Genomic DNA, 15012 nt, shown 5'->3' with positions numbered 1-15012 from the left:
GCCTCATACCTCCTGCGGAGACGCTCCTCCGGCCTCGTTGGCACCGGCCCGAGTCAACAACGTCATGCCCTCCTACAGCTAGCCTGGGCGCATGCCGCCCGCCCCCACCGCCCGTCTGCGCTTCCGCGAGATGGCCGACGCCGACCTCGACCACCTGGCCGGCCTCCTCGCCGATCCCGTGGTGATGCGCTTCTACCCCGCCCCGCGCACGCGCGCGGAGGCGGCGGCGTGGATCGCGGGCAACCGGCGCCGGTACGCGCAGGACGGGCACGGGCTGTGGATCATCGAGACCCACGACGACGGCGGGCCCGGCTTCGTGGGCGACTGCGGCCTGACGTGGCAGGAGGTCAACGGGGAGCCTCGCCTGGAGGTCGGCTACCACGTGCGGGCCGACCTGTGGGGGCGCGGCTACGCCACCGAAGCGGCCGCCGCCTGCCGGGACCACGCCCGGGACGTGCTGGGGCACCACGAGCTCGTGGCGATCATCCACCCGGAGAACACGGCCTCGCGCCGGGTGGCCGAGCGGATCGGGATGACCGTGGTGGGCGAGGACCGCACCGGCGCGCCCGAGGCCCGCGCGGCTCTGGGGCTCGAGGCGCGCACCGTGCTGGGGATGAGGCTCCGGCCGGGCGCGTGAGGCGCGGCCCGGCCGGACGTCTCAGCCCCGGTCGCTCACTTGGCGTGGCGGGCGAGCAGCTCGCGGGCGGCGTCCAGGCCGCCGGCCTCGACGTCGTAGGAGCCGGTGGACGCGTGGTGGGCCTCGACCGCGTCCGTGATCCGGTAGTGGTCCGGGTTGCCGGGCGGGTCGGAGGTCTCCAGCACGTGGATCAGGTAGGTCTCGCCGGCGGCCAGGGCCTGGCGGTCGTCGCGCTCGTGATGGGTCATGACGTCCTCTCGGGTCGGCGCCCGGCGGGTCTGTCCCACCGGGGCGTGCGCACCAGGGTGGCGCATCGACGGCGGCGGGGCACAGTCCTGCCCGCCCGCGGGCCGGATCCGGTCAGTAGGCGGGTCAGAGTCCGCTCAGGCCCCGACGTAGGAGCTGACGACGCTCCGCAGTGCCTCGGCGGATTCGTAGATGTCCTCCAAGTTCTCGAGGTCGGCCCGCGTCCTGTTCTTGTCCGCATCGAACAGCACCAGATATTTCACCTTCCCGTCGAAGTGAAGGCGCGCGATCGGCTTCCGATTGTTGTCGTCCAGGATGACGCTGCAGTACGAGGCTGCGTCGCGCATGTAGACGCGGTTCATCGGCACGATTCCGGCGAGAATCGCCTTGATGATGCGGAAACCCTCGATCTCCTCTTCGGTCGTCACCACGCCCGGCTTGAGCTGGCCCTCCTGACCGTTCTCCTCGTCGGACAGGACCGTCTGATCGCCGGTGGCCACGGGCTCAGCGGGAGCCGCCAGTACCGGAGCGACCTGGTCGCCCAGGGCAGTCTTCAGCCGCGCGTTGACGCGATCGTTGATGTACTGGCGCGCAGCCTCCTCGGTGAGCCGGGTGAAGGTCTCCACCGCCTTGGCGTTCATGTACCCGGAGTACACGCGCTTGGCGAGGACCTTCACCAACTCATCGCTCGGCGCAGCCATCTCGGCAGAAATCTCGCGCTTGATGGCCGATACGTACTTCAGCTCCTCGGCTGCGGCGATGACCGAGTCGAGATCGAAGGATCCCTTCGCCAGCTGCTCGAGCTTCGGCACGGTGACCGGGTCGATGTCCAGAAGATCGAGGACGAGGAACGGACGCTCGTCGAGGATGTTGGCCTTGTCGAGGTCCGTGTAGAAGTTCCACACCCGCCCGTTGGTGAGCACGCCGATCCGCGCTTCACTGGTGTGGAAGTAGCGCACCAGCTGGCTCGCGTGCGCCAGGGACAGCTCCGAGCCGACCTTCTTGGCCTCCACGAGGATGTTGACCTTCCCCTCCCGCATGATGGCGTAGTCGATCTTCTCCCCCTTCTTCAGGCCCAGATCTGCGACGAACTCCGGGACGACCTCCTGGGGATCGAACACGTCGTAGCCCAACACCTGCGAGATGAATGGCATGACGAGCGCGTTCTTCGTCGCCTCTTCCGTGTCCAGGGAGCTTGCGTAGTCGCGGGCTCGCCGAGCCACTTGCGCAAGCTTGTCCTCGAATTCAGTCATGCCGTTTCACCCATCCGTGAGTAGGAGCCGGACAGCCGGGAATCCGGCAGCCTCGCACGTCAGCGCCCGAAGGCCCGCCGCAGCTGTGTCGAAATATAACCCAGCTCACAAACACGCTACGGGGACCCTCGCAGGCGCTCCGTGGCCGGACCGCGGGATCGCCCGGAACGCGAGGCGGCCACGACGCGTCGCCTCTCACGGGAAGGAGACGGGGCGTCGTGGCCGCGTTCCGCGGGGGGCCGCCCTGTCAGGCGACGCCCGGCCGGCTCAGCGGTTGCCGGGGTGCTGCGGGTCGGCCGGGATGCCGCGGCTCAGGGGCTCCACGGGCGGGCCGCTCGTCTCCGGGGTCACGGGCGAGCCGGTGCGGGAGCCGCCGACCTCCGGGGTGTCCGGCACCTGATCGCCGGAGGGCTGGGCGCCGGAGCGCAGCGCCTCGAGCCGCGTCTCGAGGACCTGCACCACGGGCAGGCGGTCGCCGTGGGCGCGCTCGTAGGCGAGCAGCTGCTCCACCTGCGACTCGTCGAGGCCGGTGATCCGGGTCGGCAGCGTGCCGTTGGGGATGTGGTCGTAGTCCGGCAGGGGGAGCTCGTCGCGGTTCGGGGCGTTCGTCATGGCACTGTCCCTCTTCTCTCGTCGGGGTCCCTCGTCGGGATGCGTGGTCCACCCACGCTAGTGAAGGCCCCCGTCAGACGGCACCCCCTGCCGCCCCGCTCACCCGACCCCGTCCCGCCGCGCCCGCAGCACGATCTCCAGGTCGAACCGCGCGTCGGGGTCCTCGAGGGCCTCCCCGAACAGCTCGCGCAGCCGGCCCACCCGGTACCCCACGGTCTGGGGGTGCACGCCGAGCTCCGCGGCGATCGGCGCCCGCTGGCCCCAGTGCGTGAGCCAGGCGAGCAGGGTCTCCTCCAGCACCGCCCGCTTCGCCTCGCTCACCTCGTCCAGGGGCGCCAGCACGCGTTCGGCCAGCTGCGTCACGACGCGCGGCTCGGCCCCCAGCACCACGCGCGCCAGGTGGTCCGCGGCGAGGATCGGGGACGGGGCGCCGTCGTCGTCCTCCCCCTGCGCGGGCTCCGCCGTCCGGCCCGCCGCCTCCTGGACGGCCAGCGTGCGGGCCACCCGGTAGGAGTGGGGCACGAGCGGCCAGTCCACGGCCGGCCCGACGACGGCGGCCGTCCCCGCCAGCAGGCGCAGCATGCGCTCGCGGCGGCCCTGGGAGGGCGTCGCGTCGATCACGGCGACCACCTCCGAGTCCCGCTCCACCACGAGCCCGGCCCGGCCCAGCCTCTCCCGGACGGCGACGCCGGCGTCCGCGGGCAGCACCACCACCGCCAGCCGGCGCGGCAGCCGCCAGTCCGCGAGCGCGGCCAGCCGTTGCACCTCCTTCTCCTCGGTCCCGCCCCGGACCAGGGCGGTGGCGAGGGCGGCGCGGTGCAGCTCGAGCACGCCCGCCTGGGCGGACTGCGCCTCCGCGTACGCCTGGGCGCTGACGGAGGAGAGCTCGTCGATGTACGCCCAGATGGACTCGCCCAGCTCGATCACCACGGACATCTCCAGGCCCAGGCGCGCGCACTCGGCGGAGAGCTCGCGGAACACGATCCGCGCGGAGGTGCGGTACGCGCCGAGCAGGGCGTCCATGGAGCGCCCCTCGCGGAACTCGCCGGCCCCCAGGCGGGCCATGAGGACGCGGGACTCGCTGTTCAGGGCCGGGCGGGTGGTGCCGGGCAGGCTCATCAGCTGCTCGAGGGCGGTGGTCACGCCGGCGGTGAGGTTCTTGCCGTAGTGGCCGTCGCGCGCCGCCGCGTAGGCGGGGATCTGGTCCGGGACCGTCTCGATGATGCGCTCCATGATCCCGGGGATCGCCGGGGCCAGGCGCTCCGCGAGGTCGTCGGGGAGGGACTGCCAGGGCGGGCGCCAGTCGGGGGCGGGGGTGGTCTGCGTCACACTCAATCTTGTCTCCTCGCGATGAAGTGATGGCCCAGATCGTACGCTGAAGACGAAGAACTGCGGCATGCCGAGCCATAGACTGGAGCCATGGTCGGCCCGTCTCTGTTCTCCCGTCTGGCGTCGACGCTCCTGCACCCGCTCGCCCCGCAGGACGTCCTCAGCCTGCTCGACCCCGTGCACTCCTCGCGGCAGCTGCGCGGCGTGGTCACCTCCGTGACGCGCGAGACGCCCGGCACCGCCACCATCGCCTTCCGCCCGGGCCCGGGCTGGCGGGCCCACGACGCCGGCCAGTGGGCCCGCATCGGGGTGGACGTGGACGGCGTGCGCCAGTGGCGCTCCTACTCGCTCTCCGCTCCCGCGGGCGCCGACCCCGAGATCACGGTGTCCGACATCGGCCTCGTCTCCGGCACGCTCGTGCGCCACACGAAGCCCGGCGACGTCCTCTTCCTCGACATCCCCGAGGGCGACTTCACCCTGCCGGACGAGCCGCGCCCACTGCTCATGCTCACCGCCGGCTCGGGCCTGACCCCGGTGATGTCCATGATCCGCACGCTCGTGCCGACGCGCCGGGATGCCGACGTCGTGCTCATCCACTCCTCCCGCACCCCCGAGGACGCCCTGTTCCGCGAGGAGCTGGCCGAGCTGGCCGACCAGTTCCCGGGCCTGCGCGTGGTGCACCACCACACCGCGGAGACGGGCCGCCTCGACCTCTCCTCCCCCGCACAGCTCGAGGGCCTCTGCCCGGACTGGCGCGAGCGCGCCGGCTACGCGTGCGGGCCGGCCGGGTTCCTCGACGACGCCGAGGCCCTGTGGCGGCGCGAGGCGGCCGCGGACCTCACCATCGAGCGGTTCCAGGCCGACTTCGCCCCGGGCGTGGCGGGGGCCGGCGGCCGCGTGGTGTTCGAGCACGCCGACGTGGAGGTGGACGCTCCCGGCGACGTGCCGCTGCTCGTGGTGGCCGAGGAGGCCGGCGTCGCCGCGCCCGCCGGCTGCCGCATGGGCATCTGCCACGCGTGCCTCACGCCGCTGCGCTCGGGCCGGGTCACGGACCTGCGGACCGGGCAGGTCCACGGCGAGCCCGGCGAGCTGGTCCAGACCTGCGTGAGCGCCGCCGCCGGCCCGCTGAGCCTCAGCCTGTGAACCTGACGCCCGGCCCGCGACCCGGGCCTCCCCGACCATCCCCGCCTCCCGCCCCCAGGAGCATCACATGACCCAGACCCCCACCGCCCCCGACCGCACCGGCGCCACCGCCCCGGACGATCTGGCCCTGGCCATCCCCGGCACCACCGTGCGCGGCCGCGCCGCCCGGGTCCTGCCGCAGGACCGCCCCGACACCACGAGCTGGGCTCCCCGCACCGCCGAGTCCCGTGCCGCCGCCACGACGCCGGGGCTGCCGGGCGTCGTCGGGAGCCCGGCGGTGCGCCCGCCCGGCGCCGCCCACCTGACGGACGCGCAGGTGGCCGAGCTGGGCCGTGAGCTGGACGCGATCCGCGACGACGTGCTCGCCCGCCGCGGCGCCTCCGATGCGGCCTACATCCGCCGCGTCATCCGCTGGCAGCGCCGGCTCGAGCTCGGCGGCCGCGCCCTCCTGCTCAACGCACGCCACCCCGCCGCGTTCGTGGCGGGCACAGCCATGCTCACGGTCGCGAAGATCGTGGAGAACATGGAGATCGGGCACAACGTGCTCCACGGCCAGTGGGACTGGATGCGCGACCCGGACATCCACTCCACCACGTGGGAGTGGGACTTCGTGACGCCGTCGCGGGCGTGGCAGAACACCCACAACGACCTGCACCACCGCTGGACCAACGTGGTGGGCAAGGACCGCGACGTGGGCTACAACGTCCTGCGCATGGACGAGTCCGAGCCGTGGCGGCCCCGCCACCTGCTCAACCCCGTGATCAATGCGGGGCTGGCGCCGATCTTCGAGTGGGGCATCGCGCTCTACGACCTCGAGCTGGACCGCGTGCAGAGCGGCGAGAAGTCCCGCGAGGAGCTGATGACGGATCTGCGCTCCGTGGGCGTCAAGGCGGCCCGGCAGTTCGCCAAGGACTACGTGGCCACGCCGGCCGTCGCCGAGGTGCTGACGGGCTCGGGCAAGGCCACGCTCGCGGGCACGCTGCTGGCCAACGGCCTGCGCAACATCTGGGCGCACGCGGTCATCTTCTGCGGGCACTTTCCGGAGGGTGCGGAGACGTTCTCCGAGGAGATGGTGGACGGCGAGACCCGCGGCGACTGGTACGTGCGGCAGATGATCGGCTCCGCGAACATCTCCGGTTCGAAGCTGATGCACTTCATGACCGGCAACCTCTCCCACCAGGTGGAGCACCACCTGTTCCCGGACCTGCCGTCCAGCCGGTACGCCGAGGTGGCGCCCAGGGTCCGCGAGATCTGCGCCCGCTACGGCCTGCCGTACACGACCGGCCCGCTGCTGCGGCAGGTGGGCTCCGCGTGGAAGAAGGTGTTCCGGCTGGCGCTGCCGTGAAGCGGCGCACGACGGGGCAGACCACGTCGGCACCGTCCCGCGCCCGGGCCGGGGCCGGGGCCGGGGCCGGGGCCGGGGCCGGATCTTCTGCGGATCTGACCCTTCTGGCCGCCGGTTCGGCCGTCAGAAGGGTCAGAACCGCAACGGATTCCGTATGAGCCGAGGCAGGCCGGTCAGCCCTGACGCTCGGCGAGGTCCGCGAGCCGGCCGATCGACGCGCGGAGCTGCTCTTCTCCGGTCCGCAGCGCCTTCTGGATGCGCTTCGGGTCGGTGAGGGCGGTCCAGTCATAGGTGTGGGTGACGCGGCAGCCGCCCTCGTCGTCGCCCTCGACCTCCCACCGCCACAGCTGGCCGAACGGCTCCCCGCCGACCTCGGAGGGCTTCCAGGCGATGCGGCGGCCCTCCTCGAACTCGACCACGTGGTTCGCGCGGTCCACGCCCTTCTGCAGGGTCATCACGAACACGTCCCCGACGGCGGTCACCCGCTGCCCGGGGGCGGCCTCGGCCAGGTTGTCGTTGCCGTCCCATTCGGGCTGGCGGGAGGGGTCCGCGATCAGCTCGAAGACGACGCCGGCCGGCGCGTCGACGTGGTGGGTCGCGGACACGACGCGGTCCTCGGGGGCGGGCAGGGCGGTCTCGTCGATGTGCTCCATGCCGTCACGCTAGACCCTCCCACACCGCCGTCGAGAGGGTCGGCGGACCGGGCCGGATGCCCGGCCCCCCAACCCGGGCTCACAGCCCGGCGGCATCGACGCCGTACTCGGCCTGGGAGGCGGAGTAGCCCTCGAACATGAGCTGGTCGATGAGACCAGCACGGGAGAACGCGGAGTGGCTCAGGTACGACTGGGCCTGCTTCGCGGCCTGCTCGTTGTAGTCGATGCCCAGGCCGTCGACGGCGGCCGTCGCGTCAGCATTCGAGTAGCCCTCGAACTCGAGCTGATCGATCAGACCGGTCCGCGAGAACGCCGTGTGAGTCAGGTACGACTGGGCTTGCTTCACAGCCTGCGCCGCGTAGTCCACGTCCAGGCTGTCCACAGCCGCTGTGGCGTCGGCGTTCGAGAAGCCCTCGAACTCGAGCTGATCGATCAGGCCGCTCCGGGAGAATGCGGTGAAGCTCAGATACGACTGCGCCTGTCGCGCGGCCTGCTGTCCCTCCGCAGACAGCCCGCCGCCACCCGTCGACGCGGCCGACTCCTCTTCGGCGGCCACCGCTTCGACTTCAGCCGATGCCTCCGCCTCACGCTCCGCTTCCGCCGCGGCCTCGGCTTCAGCCTCGGCGGATCGGGACGCCTCGGCCGCGGCGGCCTCGGCGGACTTCTCGGCCTCCCTCGAGGCGGCAGCGGCACGGCTGGCCTCGGCCGCCTGCGAGGACTCCGCGGCGCGGCTGGCGCTCGCCACCGCAGACGACGAGCCGGCCGCGCGGGACGAGGAGGATGCCGCGCCGTCGGAGACCCGGCCAGACGAGGACGCCGCGCTCGAGGATGATGCGGCGGAGGGCGAGCCGGCGGACGACCCGGCTGCGGCGTCCCCATCGACGGAGCATCCGGTGAGCAGGGCGAGCGCGGCAAGGCCAGCGGTCAGGAGCGCGGTGGGGCGGGCAAGACGAGGACGGAGCATGGCGCTCTCCTTCGACGAGGGGAGGCGGTCGGCCTCCAGCGATAGGAAGCGAACACTCGGCGAGTGTTCACCGTCCTCACAGTAACGACCCAGCGGACACGATAACGGTGTCCGCCCCGCGCAGGACCCGGGCGCGGCCGTGATCCTGTGCGGTCTGGTCCTGGGTCTGGCGTCCACGCCGCGGTTCCTGTGCCGGGGCCGCGCGGCCCCCGACCTCAGATCAGGCCCAGCGCGGTGAGCTTGGCCGCGGTCTCCTCGTTGGTCGGCTCCACCTGATGGTCGCCGTCGGGGAACACGACCACGGGGATGTTCTTCCGCCCGGAGATCCGCTCGGCGGCATCGGCCTGGGCCGGGTCGGCGACGAGGTCCACGTAGTCGTAGGCGACGCCGAGTTCGTCGAGCTGGCGCTTGGTGCGCAGGCAGTCGCGGCACCAGTCGGCGCCGTAGACGGTGAGGACGTTCTGACTCATCCGTCCAGCGTACTGAGGGGTGGGATGCTGGGGGCATGCCCGCCCAGCCCTCCCCCTCCGGCCGCACCGTCCACCTGTCCACGTCGGGCGTGGACGCCCGCATCGCCCCCGACGAGTTCGGCGGGTTCGTCCTGGAGATCGGCGGGGCCGTCCAGTCCCACGTGGACCTGGCCGACCCCTCGCGCATCCGCTACGAGTACCTGCGCCGCATGGCCCACGTGCTCGACGCAGCCTCCCCGACGGGCGCGCCGGTGCGGGTCCTGCACCTCGGCGCGGGCGCGCTGACCCTGCCGCGCTACCTCCAGGCGACCCGGCCCGGCTCGGAGCAGACGGTGGTCGACCTGGACCGGGAGCTCGTGTCCTTCGTGCTCGCCGAGCTGCCCCTGCCGGCGGGCACGGACCTCGTCTCCGTGGTCGCGGACGCGCGCCTGGCCGCCGTCGACCTCGCGATGGACGGGGAGCGGTTCGACGCCGTCGTGCTGGACATCGGCACCGGCGAGGAGGGCGCCGAGCACCTGCGCGGCGCCGTGTTCTACGGGGAGCTGCTCGAGCTGCTGACGGCGGGTGGGGTGCTGCTGGTGAACATCGGCGACGACGCCGGCCTGCGCTTCCTGGGCACCGAGCTGGGCGCCCTCGAGGAGGCGGCCGCCGAGGCCGGGGTGCCCGGCCCGTGGACGCTCGCGGACCACGGGATGCTGGAGCGTCTGGACTGGGGCAACGTCGTGCTGGCCGCGGGGGCGCCGCTGGGAGAGGCCGGCTGCACGGAGCGCCTCGCCGCGGCGGGGCCGCATCCGGCGGCCGTGCTGGACCCGGCGGAGTCGGCCGCGCTGGCCGCCCGCATCCGTCGCGCCTGAGGGCGGGCGCGGTGCTCAGAGCCGGGGGTCCTCCGCACCGGGGCCCGTCTGCGGCCGGGGCCACGGGTGGCCCCGGCGCGCCTCCGCCCCCTCGTTGAAACGACGCAGGAGCCTGCTGAACTCGACGACGTCCTCGGCGGGCCAGGAGGAGACGATCTGCGCCACGTTGTCCGCGCGGGAGCTCAGCTCCGCGGCGAGGCGGGCGCGTCCCTCCTCCGTGGGACGGTGCAGCCGGGCGGAGCCGCCGTCGGGGTCCGCCACCCGCTCGACGAGGCCGGCCTTCATGGCGGCGGCCACCTGCCGGTGGACGGTGGAGACGTCGAGGTCGAAGGCCTCGGCCAGCTCGGCGATGCTCATGGCCCCGCCCGCCTCCAGGCGGGCGAGCAGCACGGTGGCGCTGCGCTCCAGCGCGCTCGACCGGCCGTAGGGGGCCACCCCCTGCGTGGCCACCCGCAGCAGGAGCATGTGCTCGTACATGATCCCTTCGACCGGGTCGACCCACGCCCCCTCAGATGATTGCATCATGCAAACGATGCTACCTTTTGCATCATGCAAATCGCCGAGCAGGAACGCATCGCCTCCCCCACCTTCGTCCTCGCCTGGGTGGTCTCCTTCCTCCAGTTCCTCGCGTTCTACGCCCTCGTCACCACCATGGCCGTGTACGCGGTCCGGCAGTTCGCCGCCTCGGACGCCGGGGCGGGGCTGGCCTCGAGCGCCTTCGTCATCGGCGCCACCGTCAGCCGCGTGGTCACCGGCCACGTGGTGGACCGCTTCGGCAAGCGCCGCGTCCTGGTGGTGGCCCTGGTCGCCGTCGCGCTGTCCTGCACGCTCTACCTCGTCGCCTCCTCACTGCCGGCCCTGGTGGCGGTGCGCATGCTCCACGGCGCCAGCTACGCCTTCGCCAGCACCGCCGTCATGGCCCTGGCCCAGGCGGCCATCCCCGACGGGCGACGCGCGGAGGCCACCGGCCACCTCGCGCTGGGCACCACCCTGGCCACCGCGATCGGCCCCGCCCTGGGGCTCTTCCTCGCCGGCTCCATCGGCTACGTGTGGCTGTTCCGGGCGACTCTGGGGATCACGGTGGTCAGCCTCGTGCTGGGCCTGCTGGTGCGCGAGGCGCCCGCCGCGGCGGGCGTCGACGGCGAGCGCGCCGCCGGCGAGGTCCCCCTGGAGCACCCCGCCCCCGCGGTGGGCTTCCGCCTGCGCTCCGTGCTGCACCCGGCGGTGCTGCCGATCAGTGGCTTCATGCTGCTGGTGGGCCTGAGCTACGCCGGGATCCTCACCTACCTGAACGCCTACTCGGTGGAGCGCGGGCTCACAGCCGGCGCCGGCCTCTTCTTCCTGGCCTACGCCGCGGCGATGCTCGTCATGCGCCTCACCCTGGGCACCCTGCAGGACCGCCGGGGGGACGACGCCGTCGTCTACCCCGCACTCCTCTGCTTCACGGCCGCGCTCCTGGTGCTGGCCTTCGCCACGCGCGACTGGCAGGTGGTGCTGGCCGGGGCGCTGAGCGGCCTCGGCTACGGCACGCTCATGCCCGCGGCTCAGGCGATCGCCGTGAACGCGGTGCCCTCCCACCAGCTCGGCGCCGGCATCTCCACCCTCATGCTGTTCGCGGACGTGGGGCTGGGCCTGGGTCCCGTGCTCCTCGGCGGGCTTGTGGCCTCAGCCGGCTACGGCGCCATGTACGCGGCCCTGGCGGGCGTGCTGGTGGTCGCCGCCGGGTACTACTTCGTGATGCACGGACGCCGGCACGGGCGGCGGGAGACCGTGGCCCGCGCCTGAGTCCCGCGCGGTGACGGCGGCCTGCCGCCGCGGGCGGCGCTAACGGCGCCGTGCCGGCATGGACGCGAGCGTGACGGCGGCGAGGGCGCCCAGGGTGCCCAGCACCGTCGTCGTGGTGACCGTGGATCCGTCGGTGGGGGCCACCAGGTCCACCACGAGGGAGCCCAGGAGGTTGCCCGAGACCAGGCCGAGGGTGGCGGCGAAGACGCCCAGGCGCGGGACGACCATGGCGCCCACCCCGATGAACACGCACCCCAGCGGGCCGCCGAGGTAGAGCCGCCAGTCGTGCGGCAGCGCGGGCAGGCCGTGGCCGGAGGCCAGGGCGATCCCGCCCCACACGATCCCGAGGAAGAGGACGCCGGCGGTGAAGTTGACCAGGGTCGCCGGGATGGCGGTGCCGTAGGCCGTGGTCTGACGGGCGTTGAACACCTGCTGTCCGGCGGTGGCCAGGCCGGCCAGCAGGGGCAGCAGGGCCAGCAGCGCCCAGCCGGGCCCGCCGCCGGCCTCGCCGAGCGAGGGCCACACCACGAGGGCGACCGCGGCCAGGGCGAGCGCCGCCCCCGTGAGGCGCCGTGGCGTCAGGCGCTGCACCCCGGCGGGGCTGAGCCCGAGCCGGTCCACGACCATCCCGCCGACCACCTGCCCGGTGACCACGGCGACCGTGAACACGGCCACGCCGAGGGGGCCGATCGTCGCGGACTGGGTGAGCACCAGGAGCCCGCCGATCACGCCCGCCACCGCATACCACGGGCGCACGGACCCCGCGGCCAGGGCCGGGCGGATGCGGGCCAGGCCCCGGCGGCCCCGCGGCGTCAGCACGCTCACGAGCACCATGACGACCAAGCCCGCCGCGAAGGAGCACAGCGCGGCGAGGACGGGGTCGCCCGTCAGGTGGGCGAGGCGGGAGTTGATGCGGCCCTGCAGCGGCATCACGGAGCCGGCGGCCACCGCGAGCGCGAACAGCAGGGCGGTCGCCCGCGGGGAAGGGGCGTCCGGGCGGGCGGCGACGTCGGCCGGGCGGGGGCGGGCGGGTCCGCGCTCGGCGGACGGGGCAGAGGATTCGGGTGGCATCCCCCCGTTGTACACTTCTAGGCGGCCAGGCGCGCCTCGAGCCCGGCGCGCACCGCGGGCCACTCCTCGCGCACCACGCTGAAGTAGTCGACGTCGGCGATCGTGCCGTCCGCCGCCGGGCGGAAGCGGCGCAGAGTGCCCTCGAACGTCGCGCCCAGGCGGGCGATGGCGGCGTGTGAACGGGCGTTGCGGTGGTCGCAGCGCAGGGCCACCCGCTCCAGCGCCCATTCCTCGAACGCGTGCCCGAACAGCAGCAGCTTGCAGCCGGGGTTCACGGAGGTGCCCCACACCCGACGGGCGTAGACCGTGTGTCCCACCTCCACCCGCAGCCCGGGCACCAGGTCGTAGAGGCTCGTGCGCCCCACCAGCTCCCCGCCCTGCTCGACGGCGAAGGCGACGGTGCCCTCCTGCTCGATCAGCTCGGCGAGGTGCGCGGACATGGCCGCGCCGTCCACCGGCAGGGGCGCACTGTTCCCCGCCCACATGGCCGCGTCGACGAGCTCGCGCAGGGCGGGGCCGTCGTCGGGGGTGAGGGGGCGCAGGGTGAGGTCCCCGCGGGTGAGGACGATCTCGTGCTTCATGCACCCATCCTGTCAGCGGACTCGAGGCGTCCCCCACCCCGGAGGACTTCCGACTCGAGACCATGACCCTCGCGGAGCTGGAGGAGGGCCAGGTGCTCGTCGCCAACACCGTCATGTCCGTGGACCCGTGCATGCGTGGCCACATGAACGACGTCGCGTCCGACATGGCCCCGATCGAGGTGGGCGCCCCCTCGACGGCGGCGGGGTCGGCACCCTGACCGAATCCCGCGCCTCGGACATCGCTGTGGGCGCCTCCGTGCCTGACCTCGCCTGCCTCGGCGTGGTGGACCCGCGCACGGAGGCGGCCCCGGACGGCCTCGACGTCTACTTCGACAAGGTGGGCGGCGACCAAGACCCTCACGCTGCAGGGCTTTCTCCTCCCGCAACATCTGGACCCAGCTGGCGAGTGCTGTGAGAAAGCCCGAGAAGGCCATCGGCCAGCTCAAGGACGGCCCCTTGCAGTATGACGAGACCGAGCGCCCCGACGCTCCCCCGCCGCCGATGCGGGCGAAACCCTGCGAGCCCAGCAGGACGTCACACTGATGCTCAGCGCCGCGGAGTGACGAGCCCTTGCCCGCACGCCTCGGGCCTTACCAGTCCCGAAAAACATCCCCGTCGCATCTGTGGGCTTCGCAAAGGAACAAGGAAAGGGCCTGCACCTCAGTCACGTTTGCCCCCCCCTGGGAGCTCATTGGGGGACAGTGAGGGAGGACGCTATGCATTCGGCTCTCCCCTCTAGGTTCTATGTCCTAGAAGTGCCCTTCGAGTGACCAGGGGTGCTCGCACGCCGCCTCCTGCTGGAACCGCCAGGGATCAGGGCGCCCTGCCATGGTGAGCAGAGCTGAGCTTCAGCTCCCCTTGCCTTCCCGAAAGGCCTCTGCATTACGCAGCACCAGGTCCCCCAGGAGACCAAGCCCCAGGAAGAAGACAAGTGCCGTAAGACGATGGGACTGATCGCGTTGGTCCCCGGCGATCTTGCCTTGGATACTCAAGAGATCATTCGTGTACCAGCCGTTCAATACGGCCTGCTGAGGCGCGCTGTTCGCATCACTCGCCTGAAAGGAATACTTGATCTCGGTAGCGCTCAAGTCCTTCGACCAGTCCCCCGCGGCCCCGCTTGGAACAGTCGCGATGAAGGATAGAAAGAATCCGATGAGCATAGCCAAGGCCCACCAGAAACGAGCGACCGGCCAATTCACCCGCAACTTCCCCCCGCGGGGCTTCTTCACCTTTCCCTTCTTCGACGCAGACCCGGGGGCTCCCCCGGGCTGGAAGCCGTGCCCCCACTGATGAGGGGCAGTTGCAGGCTCCGCCGAGGTGTCGGAAGATCCCTCTGGGACAGACGCGGACTGAGTCATAGTGGTCCATTCTCGAAGAAGAAACGGGAAGCGATGAACGCGTAAGGAACTCTAAACGAGAAAGGGGCACTCCAGCCCCCGATCCCACTCCCTTGAGGCCGAGGCGACCAGCCGGCTCAGAGCGTGGCGGACCGGCGGGCGGAAGCCCTCATGGCCGCGACCCGCTGCGCCACGGGGGCCGCCAGGGCGCCCGGCTGCAGGGCCGGGGCGAGGTCGGCGGCCACCTCTCGGGCGACTCCCTCGAGGGCGGAGGCGTCCTGGGCGACCCAGGCGCGCAGCGTCAGGTGCTCCCGCATCCACGCCGTGAGCGTCTCCTCGGACTCCGGAGTGAGGGCGAAGCCCGCCCCTGCCGCGCCCGGGCTGGTGCGCTCCACGTCCAGGGCGACCACGTCCCTGAGCAGCGCGGCCATGCCCTGGCGCAGCGGGGAGGCGCCGGTGCGGCCGGACTGGAAGGCGGCGCGGACGTCGCGGCACTGCAGGCTCTCGTCGGCCACGTCGACGGCGAGGACGTCACCGGCGGCGGGGGTGAGGCCCAGGGCGGCACGGGCTGACTCCTCGGCCACCACGGCCACGATGCCGGGCACTGCGGGGGCGGCGGTGAGGAACTCGGCGTACCGCATGCCCGGAGTGGCGGCGAGCACAGCGGTGGCCTCGGCGGTCAGGGACTGGGTGTCGACGGCGGTGATGGTCATGGATCCAGGGTGAATCGCG

18 protein-coding genes are annotated in these 15012 nt (G+C 72.7%); 6 read left to right on the top strand and 12 right to left on the bottom strand.

The window, feature by feature from the left end; all coding sequences use genetic code 11:
- Positions 1 to 91 precede the first annotated feature (91 nt).
- A complete protein-coding gene (locus tag KVS67_RS08780) occupies positions 92 to 637 on the top strand; it encodes a GNAT family N-acetyltransferase (RefSeq protein ID WP_020624710.1) in 546 nt (181 codons plus the stop codon).
- Positions 638 to 672: 35 nt separating this feature from the next.
- Here KVS67_RS08780 and KVS67_RS08775 read toward each other — a convergent pair whose 3' ends face one another.
- From KVS67_RS08775 to KVS67_RS08760, 4 genes are all read right to left on the bottom strand, one after another.
- On the bottom strand, positions 673 to 885 hold the full coding sequence (locus KVS67_RS08775) for a hypothetical protein (protein ID WP_010079881.1): 213 nt from the start codon (positions 883 to 885) through the stop codon (positions 673 to 675).
- A gap of 135 nt (positions 886 to 1020) precedes the next feature.
- Positions 1021 to 2136 (bottom strand): type I restriction endonuclease, encoded by a 1116-nt coding sequence (locus tag KVS67_RS08770; RefSeq protein WP_036314529.1) that lies wholly within the window; start codon positions 2134 to 2136, stop codon positions 1021 to 1023.
- A gap of 267 nt (positions 2137 to 2403) precedes the next feature.
- Positions 2404 to 2748 carry a hypothetical protein gene (locus tag KVS67_RS08765; protein ID WP_010079880.1) on the bottom strand — a complete coding sequence of 115 codons (345 nt, stop codon included), beginning with the start codon at positions 2746 to 2748 and terminating at the stop codon, positions 2404 to 2406.
- Positions 2749 to 2847: 99 nt separating this feature from the next.
- The gene (locus tag KVS67_RS08760; protein ID WP_020624876.1) at positions 2848 to 4077 is read right to left on the bottom strand and encodes a CdaR family transcriptional regulator; all 1230 of its coding nucleotides are present in this window, start codon (positions 4075 to 4077) and stop codon (positions 2848 to 2850) included.
- Between the two features lie 90 nt (positions 4078 to 4167).
- On the opposite strand from KVS67_RS08760, the gene KVS67_RS08755 reads away from it, so the two are divergent.
- Both KVS67_RS08755 and KVS67_RS08750 read left to right on the top strand, forming a co-directional pair.
- Complete coding sequence (locus KVS67_RS08755; RefSeq protein WP_044659332.1) at positions 4168 to 5220, top strand: ferredoxin reductase; 1053 nt, start codon at positions 4168 to 4170, stop codon at positions 5218 to 5220.
- Positions 5221 to 5287: 67 nt separating this feature from the next.
- Positions 5288 to 6565, top strand: a complete 1278-nt coding sequence (locus KVS67_RS08750; protein ID WP_217565262.1) for an acyl-CoA desaturase — start codon at positions 5288 to 5290, stop codon at positions 6563 to 6565.
- A 173-nt stretch (positions 6566 to 6738) separates the two neighbouring features.
- On the opposite strand, the gene KVS67_RS08745 is transcribed toward KVS67_RS08750, so the two are convergent.
- The 3 genes from KVS67_RS08745 to KVS67_RS08735 form a co-directional block, all read right to left on the bottom strand.
- A complete protein-coding gene (locus KVS67_RS08745; protein WP_069941216.1) occupies positions 6739 to 7218 on the bottom strand; it encodes an SRPBCC family protein in 480 nt (159 codons plus the stop codon).
- Positions 7219 to 7297: 79 nt separating this feature from the next.
- Entirely contained in the window at positions 7298 to 8182 is an 885-nt protein-coding gene (locus tag KVS67_RS08740; RefSeq protein ID WP_063189383.1) for an Ltp family lipoprotein, read from the bottom strand.
- A gap of 215 nt (positions 8183 to 8397) precedes the next feature.
- Positions 8398 to 8652, bottom strand: coding sequence for a glutaredoxin domain-containing protein (locus KVS67_RS08735; protein ID WP_020624868.1), 255 nt, complete (start codon positions 8650 to 8652; stop codon positions 8398 to 8400).
- Between the two features lie 35 nt (positions 8653 to 8687).
- On the opposite strand from KVS67_RS08735, the gene KVS67_RS08730 reads away from it, so the two are divergent.
- The gene (locus KVS67_RS08730) at positions 8688 to 9506 is read left to right on the top strand and encodes a spermidine synthase (protein ID WP_217565261.1); all 819 of its coding nucleotides are present in this window, start codon (positions 8688 to 8690) and stop codon (positions 9504 to 9506) included.
- Positions 9507 to 9521: 15 nt separating this feature from the next.
- Here KVS67_RS08730 and KVS67_RS08725 read toward each other — a convergent pair whose 3' ends face one another.
- Positions 9522 to 10031, bottom strand: a complete 510-nt coding sequence (locus KVS67_RS08725) for a MarR family winged helix-turn-helix transcriptional regulator (protein WP_041104137.1) — start codon at positions 10029 to 10031, stop codon at positions 9522 to 9524.
- A gap of 24 nt (positions 10032 to 10055) precedes the next feature.
- Between KVS67_RS08725 and KVS67_RS08720 the strand changes: the two genes are divergently transcribed.
- Positions 10056 to 11291 carry an MFS transporter gene (locus KVS67_RS08720; RefSeq protein WP_049144897.1) on the top strand — a complete coding sequence of 412 codons (1236 nt, stop codon included), beginning with the start codon at positions 10056 to 10058 and terminating at the stop codon, positions 11289 to 11291.
- 39 nt (positions 11292 to 11330) lie between these two features.
- On the opposite strand, the gene KVS67_RS08715 is transcribed toward KVS67_RS08720, so the two are convergent.
- Both KVS67_RS08715 and KVS67_RS08710 read right to left on the bottom strand, forming a co-directional pair.
- Positions 11331 to 12362: a DMT family transporter gene (locus KVS67_RS08715; protein WP_069941219.1), complete on the bottom strand. Its 1032-nt coding sequence runs from the start codon at positions 12360 to 12362 to the stop codon at positions 11331 to 11333.
- Between the two features lie 17 nt (positions 12363 to 12379).
- Complete coding sequence (locus tag KVS67_RS08710; protein WP_069941220.1) at positions 12380 to 12943, bottom strand: GNAT family N-acetyltransferase; 564 nt, start codon at positions 12941 to 12943, stop codon at positions 12380 to 12382.
- A 62-nt stretch (positions 12944 to 13005) separates the two neighbouring features.
- Between KVS67_RS08710 and KVS67_RS14085 the strand changes: the two genes are divergently transcribed.
- Positions 13006 to 13161, top strand: a complete 156-nt coding sequence (locus KVS67_RS14085) for a hypothetical protein (RefSeq protein ID WP_236649628.1) — start codon at positions 13006 to 13008, stop codon at positions 13159 to 13161.
- A 630-nt stretch (positions 13162 to 13791) separates the two neighbouring features.
- Here KVS67_RS14085 and KVS67_RS08700 read toward each other — a convergent pair.
- Positions 13792 to 14172: a hypothetical protein gene (locus tag KVS67_RS08700; RefSeq protein ID WP_144825851.1), complete on the bottom strand. Its 381-nt coding sequence runs from the start codon at positions 14170 to 14172 to the stop codon at positions 13792 to 13794.
- Positions 14173 to 14417: 245 nt separating this feature from the next.
- Complete coding sequence (locus KVS67_RS08695) at positions 14418 to 14993, bottom strand: hypothetical protein (protein ID WP_217565260.1); 576 nt, start codon at positions 14991 to 14993, stop codon at positions 14418 to 14420.
- Positions 14994 to 15012 lie beyond the last annotated feature (19 nt).

It is taken from the genome of Micrococcus sp. GbtcB5, assembly GCF_019091605.1.
In the GTDB taxonomy this organism is placed as follows: domain Bacteria; phylum Actinomycetota; class Actinomycetes; order Actinomycetales; family Micrococcaceae; genus Micrococcus; species Micrococcus luteus.
This window is presented reverse-complemented; position numbering and strand designations above follow the sequence as displayed.

What these genes read in the sequence shown, in the direction of transcription:
- KVS67_RS08780 (WP_020624710.1), top strand. Translation starts at nt 92, where the DNA reads ATGCCGCCCGCCCCCACCGCCCGTCTGCGCTTCCGCGAGATGGCCGAC.
- KVS67_RS08775 (WP_010079881.1), bottom strand. Translation starts at nt 885, where the DNA reads ATGACCCATCACGAGCGCGACGACCGCCAGGCCCTGGCCGCCGGCGAG.
- KVS67_RS08770 (WP_036314529.1), bottom strand. Translation starts at nt 2,136, where the DNA reads ATGACTGAATTCGAGGACAAGCTTGCGCAAGTGGCTCGGCGAGCCCGC.
- KVS67_RS08765 (WP_010079880.1), bottom strand. Translation starts at nt 2,748, where the DNA reads ATGACGAACGCCCCGAACCGCGACGAGCTCCCCCTGCCGGACTACGAC.
- KVS67_RS08755 (WP_044659332.1), top strand. Translation starts at nt 4,168, where the DNA reads ATGGTCGGCCCGTCTCTGTTCTCCCGTCTGGCGTCGACGCTCCTGCAC.
- KVS67_RS08750 (WP_217565262.1), top strand. Translation starts at nt 5,288, where the DNA reads ATGACCCAGACCCCCACCGCCCCCGACCGCACCGGCGCCACCGCCCCG.
- KVS67_RS08745 (WP_069941216.1), bottom strand. Translation starts at nt 7,218, where the DNA reads ATGGAGCACATCGACGAGACCGCCCTGCCCGCCCCCGAGGACCGCGTC.
- KVS67_RS08740 (WP_063189383.1), bottom strand. Translation starts at nt 8,182, where the DNA reads ATGCTCCGTCCTCGTCTTGCCCGCCCCACCGCGCTCCTGACCGCTGGC.
- KVS67_RS08735 (WP_020624868.1), bottom strand. Translation starts at nt 8,652, where the DNA reads ATGAGTCAGAACGTCCTCACCGTCTACGGCGCCGACTGGTGCCGCGAC.
- KVS67_RS08730 (WP_217565261.1), top strand. Translation starts at nt 8,688, where the DNA reads ATGCCCGCCCAGCCCTCCCCCTCCGGCCGCACCGTCCACCTGTCCACG.
- KVS67_RS08725 (WP_041104137.1), bottom strand. Translation starts at nt 10,031, where the DNA reads ATGATGCAATCATCTGAGGGGGCGTGGGTCGACCCGGTCGAAGGGATC.
- KVS67_RS08720 (WP_049144897.1), top strand. Translation starts at nt 10,056, where the DNA reads ATGCAAATCGCCGAGCAGGAACGCATCGCCTCCCCCACCTTCGTCCTC.
- KVS67_RS08715 (WP_069941219.1), bottom strand. Translation starts at nt 12,362, where the DNA reads ATGCCACCCGAATCCTCTGCCCCGTCCGCCGAGCGCGGACCCGCCCGC.
- KVS67_RS08710 (WP_069941220.1), bottom strand. Translation starts at nt 12,943, where the DNA reads ATGAAGCACGAGATCGTCCTCACCCGCGGGGACCTCACCCTGCGCCCC.
- KVS67_RS14085 (WP_236649628.1), top strand. Translation starts at nt 13,006, where the DNA reads ATGACCCTCGCGGAGCTGGAGGAGGGCCAGGTGCTCGTCGCCAACACC.
- KVS67_RS08695 (WP_217565260.1), bottom strand. Translation starts at nt 14,993, where the DNA reads ATGACCATCACCGCCGTCGACACCCAGTCCCTGACCGCCGAGGCCACC.